This is a genomic window from Desulfovibrio psychrotolerans (assembly GCF_013340305.1).
GTDB lineage: Bacteria > Desulfobacterota > Desulfovibrionia > Desulfovibrionales > Desulfovibrionaceae > Halodesulfovibrio > Halodesulfovibrio psychrotolerans.
Window position 1 is genome coordinate 38,782 of record NZ_BLVP01000043.1, and the last position, 16,359, is coordinate 55,140.

The window sequence follows — 16,359 nt, forward strand, 5'->3', positions numbered from 1 at the left end:
CAAACGATGGATATTGCACGCCCCGTCACAGGTAACAGCACATGTCACCGTCCGGCAGCCTTCAGGCACTGGGCCAGAAACGCCTTTTCGGACTCCATGCGTCCTGTCTGCGAGTAGACAGTGGTTCCGCCCTGCTTGCCCAGACGCACCACATAAAAATGCGGCGTGCCGGGGTTACCCAGCAGTTCATGCAGGCTTAATTCCGCATCCTCAAACAGGGGCATGGCCACGCCGTACTTGGTGCGGAAAAAATCCACCTCAAAGGCGGAGTTGCCCGCCCCTATGCCTATCATCTTCACTGCGTCCGCGTGCTCGGAGGCGCGCAGCGCTTCGTACACGGCATTCACAGCAGGAGCCTCTGCCTGACAGTACGGGCAGTACATGCTGAACACCTCAATGATCACATGCCCGGCCTTTATATCAGAAAATTTCCACGGCCCGGCACCTGAAAGGCCCAAATATCCCTTCTGCTCTTCGGTAAGATCGCCCGCAAGAGGCACATCCGGAAACGCCTCGCCCACCTTCAGCGCCCCCGCCGCCGGAGCCGCCGCCAATGCCTGCGAAGTGAAAACAGGCACCAGACCCGCCAGGGCAAACCACAGGATAAACAATCCGGATATACCCAACATTCTGAATAGTTGCATCGCCATGGTTGACAGCCACCCCGCATTCCCAATCTTTCGGTTCATTGCATCCTCTCTGTATCCTTGCGCATGGTTTTCAAAGTGCTGGCAGATACCAAGCCTGCAAAATATGCGTATGCTTTCCACAAAGTTCCCTGCCCGCCTATCCCGCTGTGTTCACGCTCTTCCCTATCCCATACCACGACCACATTCTAAATAGTACACATAGTGTCTTTTCCGGTGCTGCGCGTCCAGCCTGCCATTCTTATGCACAGTTTGTCACCGCCCCGACCGCAATGAGCACTCACGTAGACAACGCACGCAACAGACTATGGGCATTGCATTTTTCATCATATCATCCGCAATTGCACAGCAATTACGATTTTTTTTGACTATACAACGGCATGAAGTGGAGTTTTTTGTATGCAGCTATGGACAAGATATTTCCTCTGCGCTACTGTAAAGACAAACGCGACACCATCCGGGTCGTCTTTGCACAGCTTTTTTGCGAAGGCCAACAGGAACATATGGTGTTTCGTTGACATACTACATTGGCAAGGCGAGTTGCCGTTTTATCAACCCGGAGTGCGCCCGGCCCGCACAGCACGCATAAGCGTCTGCGGGCACAGCCGGTCACCGGCACAAGCACTGAACGTGGCAAAGGCATGAACCGAACACGTTATAAGGAGGATACTTCTGGAAGAGGTTTTCCACCATAGCGGCAAAGTGAGTTGCCTGTGAGCAGGGATGATTCCATCGAAAACCTGCATGTCGTGCGCGAACACACCCCATAGCCAGCCATATCCGGCCAAAGCATGGGACCACCGGTCATCCGGAACGCGCACGACTTTTTTGTCTTTTGGATCCCCATCTGTCTGTTAATACTGCCTTTTCGGCAGCCATTCAACAATGGCAGATACCGGAACAGACTACAGCCTTAAGGCTTCCCCCTCCGTTGGTTCCCGCATTGCATGCAAGGGACCGTCACGTGCCAACCGACAGAAAAGTCAGACAAATGCCAGGTTGCGGAATCAGCCGTGCAGGCTTTGGTAGGCCGCTTCCAGCTTGTCCAGCACAAGGGCAAGCAGGGCAACACGGGAAACCGGCGCCCCGGATGCGGCAAAAAGCGAGGTTGTGATGCCCCGCACGGCTTCGGGGAATTCTTCAGGCAGCGTATTCACGTTACAGCCGATTCCTACAACAGCCCATTCCGGCTCGTTGCCCCGATACCCCGTTTCCACCAGCACACCCGCAATCTTCCTGCCTTCAATCAGCACATCGTTGGGCATCTTGATTTCGGCAGCAAGGCCCGTGAGGTCCCGCGCCGCTGCGGCAACAGCCTGTGCGCCCAGATACATGAACCGCTCGGCATCCCATTGCACCGCATTGGGCAACAGCACCACGGAAAACTGAATGCTGCGCGGCGCGGAAAACCATGTGAATCCCTTGCGCCCGCGCCCCATGGTCTGGGTTTCGGCAACCACCACATGGCCTTCCTCTCCGCCCTGTGCGGCAAGCTGCGCTGCCACCAGATTGGTAGAGGGGGTTGTATGCAGAAATGTCCAGCCTGCCCGGCCCAGCACGCGCGTGTGCAGCGCTGTGGTCAGGGCTTGCTCCCGCAGTGCATCATGCCGCACGGTCAGACGGTAGCCCTTGCGCGTCACGGCATCAATGGCGTGTCCCTCTGCGCGTAGCGCAGCCACATGCTTTGCCACGGCGGCACGGCTTATTCCCAGATGCTGCGAGATGGCTTCGCCGGAAATCCAGTCCTCGGCCTGATCCATCAGGAGAAGGATTGTTCCTCGGGTATGCACGGAGCTGGACAATTGTAAACTCATTTTGATGACGTTTTGGTTTACAAATCGGGGACGATTCCCTACCTTGCGTTGGCTGACCAAGGAGAGAACCATGACCGATTGTACCCATGGGGCACGGCACGCGCCCGTTTCCTGCGCAAGCACATGCTGTGCGGCTGAACCAGCGTATCACAGCACCTTGCGGGGGGTCCATGCCCCGGTTGCGCCTTCCGGTGTAACTGCCTGCCCTTGCGCTTCCTTTTGCGGTGCCCGCTGCGGACATGCCGGAGATGGCCGTGCCTGAGGTACTTTGCATCACCGGAACAGACACGGATGCAGGGAAAACCCTTGTAACGGCAGCCCTTGCCCGCGCCGCCATGCAGGCTGGCAGGCAGGTGCTGGTCCTCAAGCCCGTACAGACGGGATGCGGACATGGGGACAGCTATCATCACGATGGAATGGGCATGCGCATTGCCCCACCCCCTCCTTCAGATACAGTTCCGGATGTCGCAACATACCGCACGGCAGCACCGGCAGCCTCAGCCTGCGCAATTGTGCAACTGGCACCTGCCTGCTCTCCCCATCTTGCCGCACGGCAGGCGGGCGTTGACATTACCGTCCACGACCTGACGGCGCAGGTGCGCGATCACATAGCCCGGCACAAGGCCGACCTTGTGCTTATTGAGGGCGCGGGCGGCCTGCTCACCCCTCTGAACAGCAACGAAGTGCTGGCAGATCTCTTCGCGGAACTCCGTTTTCCGTTGCTGCTCGTTGTGGCCAACAGGCTGGGCGCGGTGAATCACGCCCTGCTGACCATCGAGGCCTGCTCAGCCCGCAGCGCAAGAGGCTGCATACCCCTTGCCGGATTCGTGACAACGGAAACCTCGCCTGCGGCAGGCCCGGCGGAGCATGCGATACGAAAAGACAATGCCTCCATCATCGCCACGCTGGGCAGGCTGCCTTGTCTGGCAGCCGTGCCGCATATATCCGGGTTGCACGGATCGGAGAATGCACGGGAAGCCGCGTGGAATACGGCAGCGGCAGCGGTAAGCCCCGTGCTGGAGACAATGCGCCGCCCCCCCTGCCACTGCACACGCAAAGCCGCGCCGGATAGTACTCCGGAAAGGCTGCTGGCCTATGACCGCGAGCACCTGTGGCACCCCTATACCTCCGCACAGACACCTGCACGCACATGGGAAGCCGTGTATACGCGCAGCACACGCATTACTCTGCGTGACGGACGCGAACTGGTGGACGGCATGTCCTCGTGGTGGTGCGCCATACATGGTTACAATCATCCCGCCCTGCTTGACGCCCTGCAGGAGCAGAGCAAGCGTATGCCCCATGTTATGTTCGGCGGGCTGACCCACAAGCCTGCCGTGGAACTGGCGCAGAGCCTGCTCGACATGGTACCGCAGGGGTTGGCTCACGTTTTTTATGCCGATTCCGGCTCTGTTGCGGTGGAAGTGGCCCTTAAAATGGCCCTGCAATATCAGATGGCGGCAGGCAGACCGCAACGCAACCGCATTCTCTCCCTACGCGGCGGCTACCACGGAGACACGATGGGTGCCATGAGTGTGTGCGACCCGGAGAATGGCATGCACCATCTCTTCTCAGGCATGCTGCCGCGTCAGATATTCGCTCCCCGCCCGGAATGTCCCTATTCTTACGGGCAGACCACGCCGTATGACCCCGCATCCTTCGCGCCCTTTAGCGCTTTGCTGGAGCAGTATGGGGATTCCGTGGCTGCGGTGATTCTGGAACCCGTGGTACAGGGTGCCGGTGGCATGTGGTTTTATCATCCTGACTACCTGCAGGCGGTGCGCGAGGCCTGCACGCGCCACGGGTGCCTGCTTATCGCTGATGAAATTGCCACGGGGTTCGGCCGGACCGGGAGCCTCTTCGCCTGCGGGCATGCGGACATTACGCCGGACATTCTATGCGTGGGCAAGGGGCTTACAGGCGGGGTTATGAGCCTCGCCGCCACCCTTACCACCGCAGAGGTGGCGCACGGCATCTCCCGTGACGGCGGCGTGCTGATGCACGGTCCTACCTACATGGGGAATCCGCTTGCCTGTGCCGTGGCGCAGGCAAGCCTTGAACTGCTGATGCGCGGCAACTGGGTGCATGATGTTGCCCGTATCGAATCCGGTCTGCACACAGGATTGCACCCCTGCACAGGGCATTCCGGGGTGCGCGATGTGCGCGTGCTTGGAGCCATAGGTGTGCTGGAAATGGAAACCCCTGTGAACACAGAGGCGCTTCAGCGTTTTTTTGTCCGGAACGGCGTGTGGATACGCCCATTCGGGCGGCTCATCTACGTTATGCCCCCTTATGTAGCCTCGGATGAGGATATTTCAACGTTAACCCGCGCCATGTGCGGTGCAGTAATGGAGGGCGCATGGCGCTGATACTGCTCGGGGCGTATGCCCTGCTGATCGTATGGACAGGAATGGCGGCGCAACGGCGCCATACGGTCATGGAGCCGTCCGCGGCAGCAGATGCCTTCTACGTGAACAACCGGACCGGCAACGCCTGGGGAGTGGGCTTCTCCATCATCGTTTCCTGTGTCGGCGCCTCTGCCACATTGGGCATTATAGGCCTTGCCTTTATGGCCGGTACACCCGCGTTCTGGTGGCTGGGCGCAGGCGCCGCAGGTCTTGCCCTGCTTTCCCTGCTGCTCGCGCGTGCGGTGCGCCGCAGCGGCGCGTACACCTTGCCGCATACGGTGGAAACGCTTCTGGGCAGTCAGGCACGGCCTGTCATCGCGGCGGTGATAGTAGTGGCGTGGACAGCCATCCTCGCCGCACAGTTTTCCGCGCTCACCAAGGTGCTGGGGTCGATTACGGCCTTTACGCCGTTCACCTGCCTCGGTATCGGCCTTCTGCTCATCGGCGTGCACACCATGGGCGGTCAGGCGGCCATCATGCGTACAGACAGGATTCACGCGTTCATTCTGGTTTTGTCGCTGGCATTGATGCTGGCGTGGCTGACACACCACAATCCCGGCTGGCTGACTTCGGTCAGGATAGAAGCCGTTAACAACGCCTTCCCCGTGGACAAACTGCTTTACTTTCTTGTGGTGGTGGGAGCTAACTATGTGGTGTGTCCCATGCTGTTTGGCAGGCTGCTCTCTGCACAGGATGAACGTAGCGCGGTGGCGGGCGGGCTTATCGGTGCGGGCGGGCTGATGGTATGTGCCGCGCTCATCGTGGCGGTGGGGCTTGCCTGCAAGGGCCTTATCCCGGCTGATACTCCCGGCGACGCCGTGCTCACGGCCGTACTCAGCGGTGTGATGCCGCCGTGGATGCACGTAGTGGTTTCTTTTGCACTTATCAGTGCCATTGTCTCTTCGGCAGATTCCTGCCTTGTCACCGCCGCTACGGTGGGCAGCCATGACCTGCTTGGGAACACATCCGTCGCAATCCGCCGACTCTGCGTGCTTGCGCTCGGCGTGGCAGGGGCGGGCGTAAGCCTGTGGGGCAAGGGCATTCTGGGTTTCCTGCTTATGGCCTATGATATCTTTGCCTGCGGCGTGGCCATGCCCTGCTTTGTGGGGCTGGTGCTCCCCAAAGGCCGCAGCATACAGGCACACTTTGCCTGTGCCGCAGTCATTGCGGGCGGACTGCTCGGGATTGCCGCTGCCCTCACGGAAGAGCGCGTGTATAACTACACGGGCATGGCGGTATCGGCCCTGCTGGCTTATGCGGGAGCCTTTGTTCGCCAGCGTGAATCACAAGCTGCGCTCACCGAATAGCGCGCGCCGGCATACCGTTGCAAACGCCCGTGATATGCTCCTTCATGTGTGGTGATGCCGGTGAACACCAGTTCCGGTTTGGCTACCCGGATAAGAGCGTGCCGCACATCCGCCCTGCAGCTTTCAGTAAGCACACACAGACCTTGCCAAAAGGGGAAAAAGGTCATAGACCTACCTTTCGGGTAGGATTTGACTTGTCTGTTGAGCCTGCGTATGCAAGCAACGCCCTGCCCTGAAAGGGATTTCCCTGTTCGAAATCACGTTCATGCGCATATTGCACAGCCGCCCGGCCCGCCTCTGCCGCATACCCCCGGCGGGCATGGCGGGCGGCCCTATTGAAGATCGGCGGAATAGCTTTTCGCCGCAAGCACGCAGATTCCGGAGGATGCTCCCATGTCCAAGCATGTTGTGGTTATCGGCGCGGTGGCTCTTGGCCCCAAGGCCGCCTGCCGTTTCAAACGTCTGGAACCGCATTCCAAGGTCACCCTCATAGACCAGTGCCCCCGCATTTCCTACGGCGGCTGCGGCATCCCCTATTTTGTCTCCGGCGAAGTGAACAGCGTAACCGAGCTGCAGTCCACTCCCTATCACATCATCCGCGATGCGGAATTTTTTCGCACCAACAAGGATGTGGACGTGCTCACGGAAACCCGCGCCACGCGGATAGATCGTGCCGCCAAGACGGTGGAAATTCTGAACGTGGCCACGGGAAAGACAGACACCCTGCACTATGACAAGCTGGTGCTTGCCATGGGCTCCAAGGCCAACCTGCCCCCGTTTGCAGGCATGGACCTTAAGGGAATAACTCCCGCCACCAATCTGGAAGAGGCAGAAATGCTGCGCGATGCCGCCGCCAGCGGTTCCGTGGATAAATGCGTTATCGTGGGTGCGGGCTTCATCGGGCTGGAAATGGCCGTTGCCTTTGCAGACATGTGGGGCATAGAAACCACGGTCATTGAATTGCAGGATCAGGTTCTGCCCGGTTTTCTTTCCAAGTCCATGGCGCAGATGGCCCTGCATGACCTGGAAGACAAGGGCGTTACCGTGCTGCTGGGCGAATCCGTCAAGGCCTTTGAAGGCGAGGACGGAACCGTTACCCGCGTGGTAACCAACAAGCGCACCATAGAGGCCGATCTTGTGGTTCTTTCCGCCGGGGTTTCCCCCAACACCGCCCTTGCCCGCGAAGCCGGCATTGACTGCGATACACGCGGAGCCATTATCGTAAACGAATTCATGCAGACTAACGATCCGGATATCTATTCCGGCGGCGACTGCGTGACCATTCCTCACCTTGTCACAGGCAAGCCTGGCTACTTCCCCCTCGGGTCCATGGCCAACCGGCAGGGTCGCGTTATAGGCACCAATCTTGCCGATGGCAAGGCCACCTTCCCCGGTGCCGTGGGCGGCTGGGTGGTGAAGCTGTTCGAGCAGTCCGCATGCGGTGCCGGTCTGACCATAGAATCCGCCCTGAAGGAAGGGTATGATGCCATCAGCGTGCATGTGGAGCAGTTTGACCGCGCCCACTTCTTCCCGGAAAAGGCCCTCATGTCGCTTGAGCTTGTGGTGGACAAACCCACCCGCCGCGTACTGGGCATTCAGGGAATGAGCGAGTTGGGCGATGCCCTTACAGCACGCATCAACGCTGTGGTTCCGCTGCTTAAGGCGCATGCCACGGTGGATGAGGTCTCCAACCTTGAGGTGGTCTATTCGCCGCCCTTCGCCTCTGCCATGGATATTGTCAACGCCGTTGCCAACGTGACCGAAAACGTGCTGGAAGGCCGCAACCATATGGTTAGCCCCAGCCAGTTCGCCACCCTGTGGGCCAACCGTGATGCAGAAGACATCTTCTTCATAGATACCCGCCTTGCTCCCAATGCCGTGCCCTACGTGGAAAAATACCCGGATGCGTGGCACAGCATTCCTAACGAAGAAATCCGCAACCGCATTGCGGAAATTCCCGCAGGCAAGTCCGTGGTGGTTGTCTGCAACACCGGCCTGCGTTCCTATGAGGCCATGCTGCTGCTCAATGAACTGGGCGTGAAGGATGTAAAATCCGCCGCAGGCGGTATGGTCGCCCAGAAGAAGCTCGGCTCCGGCATCTGATACCGCGCGGTGCGCCCCGGCATTGCAGGCTGCCATTGTGACCCGACGTTGTGGGGTGGCATTATTGGCTGACATTACAGACGGACTTTTGCCCGATTTACCTCCCCTGCCCCTTCGGCGCATCATCTGCACCGCAAACTCTAAGGCCGCCCACACCGGGCGGCCTTTCTGCTATCTGGAAAACCATGTCTGGGCAACGTTTGCCGCAGCTACTGCGCAGGCATTTCCCCACGATCCACCGGGGGATAGAGCGAACGGAGGCGGTCCAGTTCCTCCATAATTTCGCGGCGGTCATCGGTGTTAAACGATTCCGGGTCAATGCGGGTCATTTCCGGGTCCAGATACTGAACCGAAACCATATTATCCTCTTCCGCAAAAATGGAGGCCATGCCCCGCACAGCATAGGCTTCGCCCACACGAATGCGTTCGTACTGTGCCCGGTCGCACTGCGGAAAGAAGAGGATGATGTCGTTATCCGTATCATCTGCAAAAAGGGCCTTCCCGTACACATCCATTTCGTGTCCGCCATCTTCCATCTGCTTGTCCACGATAAACACATCCGCGTTCACTTCTGCTATCAGCGCCATAGTGCCCTCTATTTTTTGATTTTTCCGAGTTGTAATTCTTGATTGGTATATCATGGGCAGAGCATCATCCTCTGCCTTCCGTTTCTGTTTCTGCCGCTTGTGCCCGTTTTATTCCGCTTTGCCAAGCACAGGCACATTCCGGCTGCACCAGAGGATGCGGAAGGGCCGGTTGCTATACCTTTTTCCGCACCGGAACACGCGATAACACCTTGGCATAGTATTCGTTTTCCAAATTGAGTGCCACAGATGCTCTGCCCTGCTGCTTCATGCGTTCGAGAATGGCTTCCAGCTTGCGCATCTGACGGTAGCAGGTTTGCTCGTCAACGCTGTTCTGCAGCATTTCGATTATGGTGGTGGCGTCTTTGATATCCTGCGCTTCGGGCGGCAGGTAGCCTGCGTTTTTAAGGAGCTTGTAAGCCATGCGCAGATCGGGCGGAATCATGGAATCATCCTGTAATTCCAGAGGTTTTCCCTGACCTTCCAGATTGCGGAATGCCCCCTGTTCCTCGGCCTTGGTTATGTGGCGTTCCGCCATAACCGCAAGAATGTTCATTGCGCTGGCTCCGCCGGTCGCGTTTGTCCCACTGGTTGCGTTTTGCTTGCGTTTTGCGCTGCATGGAAGGCACGCAGGGCCGCTACGCCCTCTGTGGCAAGCCAGTGGTGCACGGAGGCTGTTATTTCAGCCATACCGTGCGAGGCGGCTTCTGCAATGCGCTGGGCTTGCGCTTCTGCAACCGGATACTGTGCCTGTGCCACATGCCCGGAAAGCAGGTGCGTACCGCGCGGTGCCCACAACGAGAAGCGCACACGGATGCGCAGCACAGATTCCTGCTGGCGGAATTCAAAGGATTCTACACGTCCGGTGAGTGTGGCATCATGGGCAAGCCTGCCGCGCCACGGCATGAGCAGCGTATAGTCCGTTGCGCCTTCCAGTGCTGCGGCAACGGCAGAGGCCGTAATTTCCGCAGGAGTGCCTTCCCAGTACCAGCGGCTGCTGGGCGAGAGCACGCTGCCGTGTGAAATCATGACGGCTGAGCGTTCCAATGCGGGCAGACTGCTCATGTTTTCCAGCATGATAACAGGGAGATACTGCGAATTTTGATTGTCTGCTCCATCCGGCTGTGATGCCTCGCCATGTGGGGTTACCGGACCGGACGGATACGCGCCGCCAGCAGGTTGGCTGGCGGGTAACCCTGCGGTTTGCATTGCGGTTTTTGCTGCGGTTACCGCAGATTCCGGTAGCTCTTTCGTCTCCGGGGCCTTGTGGTCCTGATGCACTAACGGGGCGGGCTGGATGCGCAGAACCTGCTCCGGAGCGACCTTTCCGCCTGCACATCCTGCTGTAATCATTACAAGAAATAAAAGAGCGGCGGCCAGTGGACGAAACGTGGACGAAGTGTGGACGAGCAGGGACGCGACCGCTTGCTGCGGCGGCGCAGCGCATGTACCGTGAGTTGCAAGGGGTACTCCTGAAGCAAAGGGGACGTCGGGGGCAAAGACACGTATTTTTTGAAATGCCCTGCCAAACGCCCTGCCTAACGCCCTGCCTAACGCCCTGAGGGACGCTCTGTGTGATGCTCTGTGTGATGCCCAAAGCGATGTTTTGAGAGCTGCTCTGAGGTACGTTCTGAAGCACGCCCAGAGAGACACTCCGCTGGACAATCTGAGTGACGTCAGGGGAGACGCCTGGGGAGACGCCAGAGGCGATGCCAGAGGAGACGCCAGACGGGACGCTCCGAGTAAGGCCTTAGGGGGCACCGGAAGGAACGCCTGAGGGGAGGTTCCGGGAGATACCGGAGAGGAGGCTGCGGGGGTTGGTGTAGCGGCCATGCTACTGCTCCTTCTTGCTGTCGTCCGGGCGGTAGATGATCTGCCACGGGCGTTCCCTGAGCGAGCGGGTAAGCACATTCAGGTTGCGGGTCAGTTCCGCCGTGTTTTCCAGAATCTCCTCCAGACGCGCCTGATCGTAGTCGAGATCGTTTTGCACCTGACGGGTGAGTTCCGTTACCGCACCGCCCACGGCGGCGGTCTGCACGCGCAGCACCTCCAGCGTGACGGCAAGGTCCTGCCGGGTATCCGTGACTGCCGTGTTCACCGTTCCCAGCGTGGTCTGCATGCCGCTGCGCACCTCGCCCACCAGTGCGCGTGTTTCCGCTATGCCTGCTCCGGCTTCGCGGGCAAGGCCGCGGAACTCCGCATCCATGCTGCGGATGGCGGTATTTGCGTCTTTTACCAGTACGGTCACTTCCTTGAGGATTTCTTCCACGTGCCTGCGGTTGTCTGTGTTCAGCAGCGCGCGCAGGCTGTCTGCTATTTCCGAAAGCTTGGGTTGCAGGTCTGCCGCAAGTCCCGCCATGGATGCCGCCACCTCCATGAGGTCCGGGGTGGCGTCCGGCGGGATTTCACTGCCCACAGGCAGGGGTGGCCCCGCCTTGCCGGACAGGTTGAGCAGCACGAAGTTATCTCCCACAATGCCCTTTTGCGATATGGACGCCTTTGTGCCCTGATAGACCGTGAATCCTTCGTGCAGGCCCACCACCACACGCACGAGGGCGGGGTCCTCCTTGTCCACATCTATGGAAAGCACCCTGCCCACGTTTATGCCCGCGTATTTTACCGGGCGGCCCACATCCAGATTCTTTACTCCGTTGAAGCGGATGGCGTATTCATCCAGCCGTTCCCAGAAACGGTGCCCGCCAAAGGCGATGATGAACAGCCCGAGCACGCACAGCCCCGCGAACACCGTAAAGCCCGCACGTATGAGTTCCCGTTTTCCTGCTGTTTGATTGAGCACGACCTGTCTTTCCTTTTCCTTGTTCCGGCGGACGGAGCCGCCTGCGCTGTTTGCCCGGATGCTATTCCAGCCATTCCGGTGCCTGCCGGATATTCGGTTTGCGGTTCAGGAACTGGCGTATGTACAGATCATCCGTTGCGCGCAGTTCCTCGATGCCGCCCTCGAACAGCACCATGCCGCCGTGCAGCACCACCACATGATCGGCTATGGCGAACAGGCTGTCCAGATCGTGCGTAACCACCACGATGGTCATGCCCAGCGCGTCATGCAGGTCCAGGATGAGTTGGTCCACCTCTGCCGCCGTGATGGGGTCCAGCCCTGCCGACGGTTCATCGCACAGCAGCACCTTGGGGTCCATGACCAGCGCCCGCGCCAGCCCGCCGCGCTTGCGCATGCCGCCGGACAGTTGGCTAGGGTGGTAGTCCGCGTAATTATCCAGCCCGACCAGTGACAGCTTGAGCCGGACCATGGTGCGGACGGTTTCCTCATCCAGATCGGTATGTTCCAGCAACGGCAGGGAGACGTTCTCTCCCAGCGTGAGGGAGCCGAGCAGCGCGCCGTTCTGAAACAGGACGCCCATCTCTCGCCTGTGGCGGTAAAAGCGTTCCTCGTTCATGGCGAAGAGGTCTTCATCTTCTATGAATATCTTCCCCGCGCTGGGGGTTGCCAGCCCCAGAATATGCCGCAGCAGGGTGGACTTGCCGCAGCCGCTGCCCCCGAGAATGACGGAGACCTTGCCGCCGGGCAGGGTGATGTTTGCATTGCGCAGGGTCACATTGCCGGGATAGCCCACGGCAAGGTTCTGCGTTGATATGGTGGGTGCCCTGTGGCGTCCGTACATGCGTTACCCGACGTTTCGTGTTGCCAATGTGGTGCTATGCCCTGTTTTTGCAGTATCCCAAAGTACCCCTATTTCCCTAGCACCCCTGCTGTCTCCAGCTTGCAGCCCGATACAGACTATCGCCGCACTTGCGTGAAATGTCAGCCCCCGGGGTGTGGATTATTCACGCCGACCGTTCCCTTATGCGTGGCTGCGCTTTCCGGTTTTCCCTCATGCCGCCCGGTTACATGAAGGTGTAGTTGATGGCAGTGAAGAAGAAGTCCAGAAGCACGATGAGAAAGATGGACTGTACTACGGCAAGCGTGGTGCGCCTGCCCACATCTGCCGCACCGTCCCGCGCCATGAGTCCCTGCCAGCAGCACACAAGGGCTATTGTGATGCCGAATCCCAGCGCCTTGACCAGCCCGGAAAACACATCGCCCACGGTGAGAAAGTTCACACACTGTTCAAAATAGGTGCGCAGGGTCAGCCCGAGGAAGATGGCGGAAAACAGCCCGCCCGCCACAATGCCTACCACGTCTGCAAGGAGGGTGAGCACGGGCAGCATGACCGCCATGGCGATGATCTTGGGCCAGACCAGAAAACGTACCGGGTCTATGCCGATGACCAGCAGCGCGTCAATTTCTTCTGAAATCTTCATGGTGGCCAGTTCTGCGCAGAAGGCGGCACCCGACCTGCCGGCGAGAATGATGGCGGTGAGGAGCGGCCCAAGCTCTTTGATGATGGTGACGGACACCATGTTTGCCACGTAGCTGAGCGCGCCGATCTTTTCCAGCTGCCCTGCCGCCTGCAACGCCAGAATCATGCCCGTGCAGGCGGCAATGACCGAGACGATGCCCACGGACCCGCTGCCCACGGCCGCGAGGTGATTCCATTCCTGCCAGCGGTAGAAGGCGCGGGAGCGCCGGAATACGGCTGGTGCGGTGACGATGAGGCTGTTTATCAACTCCGCGAGGAAGTGGAGTTCTTTAATCATGCGCACCGCCTGTGCAGCAGAACGGCAGGGTGCGCCGCGGAAGCCATGACGGAATGTATGCCGCAATGCAAGGCGGTATGTATGACGGAATGTATGTCGGAATGTACGCTTTTTGGCATGGCAAACCCTGATGTACCGGGCCTTGGGCATGCGTCCCGTACGCTGTATGTGCCGTGCATGCTTGCCATGATAAACGCCTTGCTGCGACCTGCATCCCGGCGGCTAGACGCCGAACAGCTGCCCCACCTGCGTGAGGTTGAATATCTTGCGGACCTGCGCGGAAACAGCCGTAACCGTGAGGCTTCTGCCCGCCTGCATGAGCACACGGCGCAACTCGATGAGCACTGCCAGACCTGAAGAGTCCAGATATTCCAGCTCGCCCAGATGCAGAGACATGGCACCCGTGCCCTGCCCTGCCTGTTCAAGCAAATAGCTGCGCACCTGTGTGGTGACGGTGTAGTCTATCTCGCCGCTCAGGGCGATGGCACTGCCCTGCTGTTCCGCCTTCCATATCTGCCGGGTGCTCATCATAACCGCCCCCTGTGTGCTGTGCGTGCTTACCGCCTGTTATCGCGCCAGAGTTCCAGAATCGTTCTGTCATCGTTGGCTGCCACACCCCGCTGCCAGAACAGCACACCTTCCATGAGTGCTTCTCCGTACGGAGCGGCCCCTTTTTGGCGCAGCAGGTCGGCAACACGCTCTTCCCCGAACATCTCGCGGTCTGCGTTGCGGGCTTCTGTAATGCCGTCGGAAATCAGGAGCACGGCTTCACCCGGAGAAAGGGAAAGCGAGTATTCCTGATACGACACTTCCGGCTCTATGCCAAGCGGAAGCCCGGGCGGCAGGGGTATTTCTTCCACCGATGCCCCCCGCATGCGCAACGGCATGAGGTGCCCGGCGTTGGCAAGCTGTGCGGTGTGGCTGCGTTTATCATACACCGCAACACACAGCGTGACGAAGAGAGCGTTTTCCATATCATTAAGAAGCATTTCGTTCATTCTTTTCAGAATGATAGACGGATTTAGTCCTTCCAGCGCAAGGCTGCGCATCCGCGACCAGACCGCAGCCCCCACCAGCGCCGCGCCCAGCCCCTTGCCAGCCACGTCTGCAATATAAGCCACCATGCGCCCGTCCGGCAGGATGATACAGTCGTACATGTCGCCGCCCACGTGTATGGCGGGATGGCTGCACGCCCATATGTGGCTCTCTGCCATGTCGGGCAGGCGCGGCTGAAAGGCTTCCTGAATGCGCGCGGCGGCCTGAAGCTGGGTATTCATCCGCTCCTGCTCCAGAAGGGCTTCCAGCAGGCGGGAGCGCACCAGCGCGACTCCGGCAAGGTGGGCAAAGCTTTCGAGTATGTCCAGATCTTCCGGGGTGAACATGCCACCCTGACGAGGATTGAGCACCTGCGCCACGCCCAGCAGTTCTTCCTTGTACAGGATGGGCACACAGAGCACGCTGCGTGTGCGAAAGCCTGTCACGGCATCTGCATCGCGCCGTATGCGGGGGTCGTCTTCCCCGCAGAGCAGGGGTTTGCGCGTCTGCGCCACAGTGCCCGCGATGCCTTCGCCCTGGCACAGCTCGAAATCGCAGGTGAGGATGCGCTCTGCAATGCCGGGGGTATCGTTACGGGCAAGGGCGAACCGCAGGCATTGGCGCTGCACGTCATACAGCAGGATGGACGAGGCTACCGCATCCGTCACATCCTGCGCCAGTTCCAGCAGGCGGGGCAGGAGTTCCGGCAGCGATTCCACCTGTGCCAACATCTGGTTGGCCTCAATGAGTTTGCGTAGCCGGCTGCCCTGCCGTTGCTGCACGGAGTGATCTTGTGCCATCATTTTCCCCCGGCCTAGAGCCAACGTTCCACCACAGGCACCATGCCCTGCAAAATGGCCTTGGTGAGCACGGCGGGCGTGACCGTGGCGGCCCCCACATGCCCTACCACTATACCGGCTGCGCAGTTTGCCAGCATGCACGATTCCAGCAGGCTGTGCCCCGCCGCCAGCGACAGGGACGCCGTGGCGATGACGGTATCGCCCGCGCCGGTGACATCGAACACCTCCTGCGCCATGGTGGGGATATGCCAGACCGTCTGCCTGTTCTCGAAAAGAGCCATGCCGCGGGGCCCAAGAGTGGTAAGCAGGCGTTCGCAGTGCAATGAATCGAAGATGGCCTGCCCTGCTGCCACGATTTCTTCCCGCGTCCCGACGGGCAGGTTGGCGCCCTCGCTTGTTTCCTTGGCATTGGGCGTGAGCATAAAGACCCGCTTGTACCACCGGAAGTTCGGCGTTTTGGGGTCTACAAGGATGAGCGGCTTTGCGGACGAGGCATCGCGCAGGGCGGTGAGCCGCTCCATGAAGGCTTGCGAGACCACGCCTTTGCCGTAATCGGACACGATGAGCACATCGTGCGCCTCCAGATGGCGCGCCACATGGTCCAGCAATTCATCCAGCGCATCGGCGCCGATGGGCGACGTATCTTCCCTGTCTATGCGCAGCATCTGCTGCCTGCCTGCGATGACGCGGGTTTTGCACGTGGTCTTTCTGCCCGCGATGCGCACGAAGGAACGCTCTATGCCCTCCTTATCCAGCAGGGAATCCATGCGCTCCGCGCCGTTGCCCGTGCCGGTTACGCAGACGACGTGGGGTATGCCGCCCAGACTGCACAGGTTGCGTGCCACGTTGCCCGCACCGCCCAGCACGTGCCGTTCACCGAAAACGCGGACCACCGGGACAGGCGCTTCCGGAGAAATGCGCTCTGCATCGCCGGTGAGGTATTCATCCAGCATGACATCGCCCACGAGGAGCACCTTTTTGCCCGCAAGACCGGGGACCAGACCGGCAAGTGTTTGCGGAAGTATGCGCTTTTCCTGTTCCTGCATG

The 16,359-nt window shown here is 59.7% G+C and carries 14 protein-coding genes; 3 read left to right on the top strand and 11 right to left on the bottom strand.

Annotation, left to right across the window (positions count from 1 at the left end; all coding sequences use genetic code 11):
- Positions 1–44: 44 nt before the first annotated feature.
- Both HUV26_RS15880 and HUV26_RS15885 read right to left on the bottom strand, forming a co-directional pair.
- Positions 45–629: a TlpA family protein disulfide reductase gene (locus HUV26_RS15880; protein WP_174411122.1), complete on the bottom strand. Its 585-nt coding sequence runs from the start codon at positions 627–629 to the stop codon at positions 45–47.
- A 1,025-nt stretch (positions 630–1,654) separates the two neighbouring features.
- Positions 1,655–2,407, bottom strand: coding sequence for a biotin--[acetyl-CoA-carboxylase] ligase (locus tag HUV26_RS15885; RefSeq protein ID WP_174411123.1), 753 nt, complete (start codon positions 2,405–2,407; stop codon positions 1,655–1,657).
- Positions 2,408–2,709: 302 nt separating this feature from the next.
- Here HUV26_RS15885 and bioA point away from each other — a divergent pair, with 302 nt between their 5' ends.
- The 3 genes from bioA to HUV26_RS15900 all read left to right on the top strand — a co-directional run bounded on the left by bioA (position 2,710) and on the right by HUV26_RS15900 (position 8,279).
- Positions 2,710–4,830, top strand: a complete 2,121-nt coding sequence (gene bioA / locus HUV26_RS15890; protein ID WP_174411251.1) for an adenosylmethionine--8-amino-7-oxononanoate transaminase — start codon at positions 2,710–2,712, stop codon at positions 4,828–4,830.
- Positions 4,821–6,176 (top strand): sodium:solute symporter family protein, encoded by a 1,356-nt coding sequence (locus HUV26_RS15895; protein ID WP_174411124.1) that lies wholly within the window; start codon positions 4,821–4,823, stop codon positions 6,174–6,176. Before bioA ends, HUV26_RS15895 begins: the two co-directional genes overlap by 10 nt.
- Before the next feature lie 393 nt (positions 6,177–6,569).
- Positions 6,570–8,279, top strand: a complete 1,710-nt coding sequence (locus HUV26_RS15900) for an FAD-dependent oxidoreductase (protein WP_174411125.1) — start codon at positions 6,570–6,572, stop codon at positions 8,277–8,279.
- A gap of 209 nt (positions 8,280–8,488) precedes the next feature.
- Here HUV26_RS15900 and HUV26_RS15905 read toward each other — a convergent pair whose 3' ends face one another.
- The 9 genes from HUV26_RS15905 to HUV26_RS15945 form a co-directional block, all read right to left on the bottom strand.
- A complete protein-coding gene (locus HUV26_RS15905; protein ID WP_174411126.1) occupies positions 8,489–8,866 on the bottom strand; it encodes a hypothetical protein in 378 nt (125 codons plus the stop codon).
- 172 nt (positions 8,867–9,038) lie between these two features.
- Positions 9,039–9,419: a DnaJ family domain-containing protein gene (locus HUV26_RS15910; protein WP_174411127.1), complete on the bottom strand. Its 381-nt coding sequence runs from the start codon at positions 9,417–9,419 to the stop codon at positions 9,039–9,041.
- The gene (locus tag HUV26_RS16980) at positions 9,416–10,774 is read right to left on the bottom strand and encodes an ABC-type transport auxiliary lipoprotein family protein (protein ID WP_308483165.1); all 1,359 of its coding nucleotides are present in this window, start codon (positions 10,772–10,774) and stop codon (positions 9,416–9,418) included. Before HUV26_RS16980 ends, HUV26_RS15910 begins: the two co-directional genes overlap by 4 nt.
- Positions 10,698–11,660 (bottom strand): MlaD family protein, encoded by a 963-nt coding sequence (locus tag HUV26_RS15920; RefSeq protein WP_174411129.1) that lies wholly within the window; start codon positions 11,658–11,660, stop codon positions 10,698–10,700. The genes HUV26_RS16980 and HUV26_RS15920 overlap by 77 nt, the downstream gene beginning before the upstream one ends.
- A gap of 61 nt (positions 11,661–11,721) precedes the next feature.
- Positions 11,722–12,501, bottom strand: coding sequence for an ABC transporter ATP-binding protein (locus tag HUV26_RS15925; RefSeq protein WP_174411130.1), 780 nt, complete (start codon positions 12,499–12,501; stop codon positions 11,722–11,724).
- Between the two features lie 223 nt (positions 12,502–12,724).
- On the bottom strand, positions 12,725–13,477 hold the full coding sequence (locus HUV26_RS15930) for an MlaE family ABC transporter permease (RefSeq protein ID WP_174411131.1): 753 nt from the start codon (positions 13,475–13,477) through the stop codon (positions 12,725–12,727).
- 222 nt (positions 13,478–13,699) lie between these two features.
- A complete protein-coding gene (locus HUV26_RS15935; protein ID WP_243451420.1) occupies positions 13,700–14,008 on the bottom strand; it encodes an STAS domain-containing protein in 309 nt (102 codons plus the stop codon).
- Positions 14,009–14,034: 26 nt separating this feature from the next.
- On the bottom strand, positions 14,035–15,312 hold the full coding sequence (locus HUV26_RS15940) for a PP2C family protein-serine/threonine phosphatase (RefSeq protein WP_174411132.1): 1,278 nt from the start codon (positions 15,310–15,312) through the stop codon (positions 14,035–14,037).
- A 14-nt stretch (positions 15,313–15,326) separates the two neighbouring features.
- Positions 15,327–16,358 carry a bifunctional heptose 7-phosphate kinase/heptose 1-phosphate adenyltransferase gene (locus HUV26_RS15945; RefSeq protein ID WP_174411133.1) on the bottom strand — a complete coding sequence of 344 codons (1,032 nt, stop codon included), beginning with the start codon at positions 16,356–16,358 and terminating at the stop codon, positions 15,327–15,329.
- Between the last annotated feature and the right edge of the window lies 1 nt (position 16,359).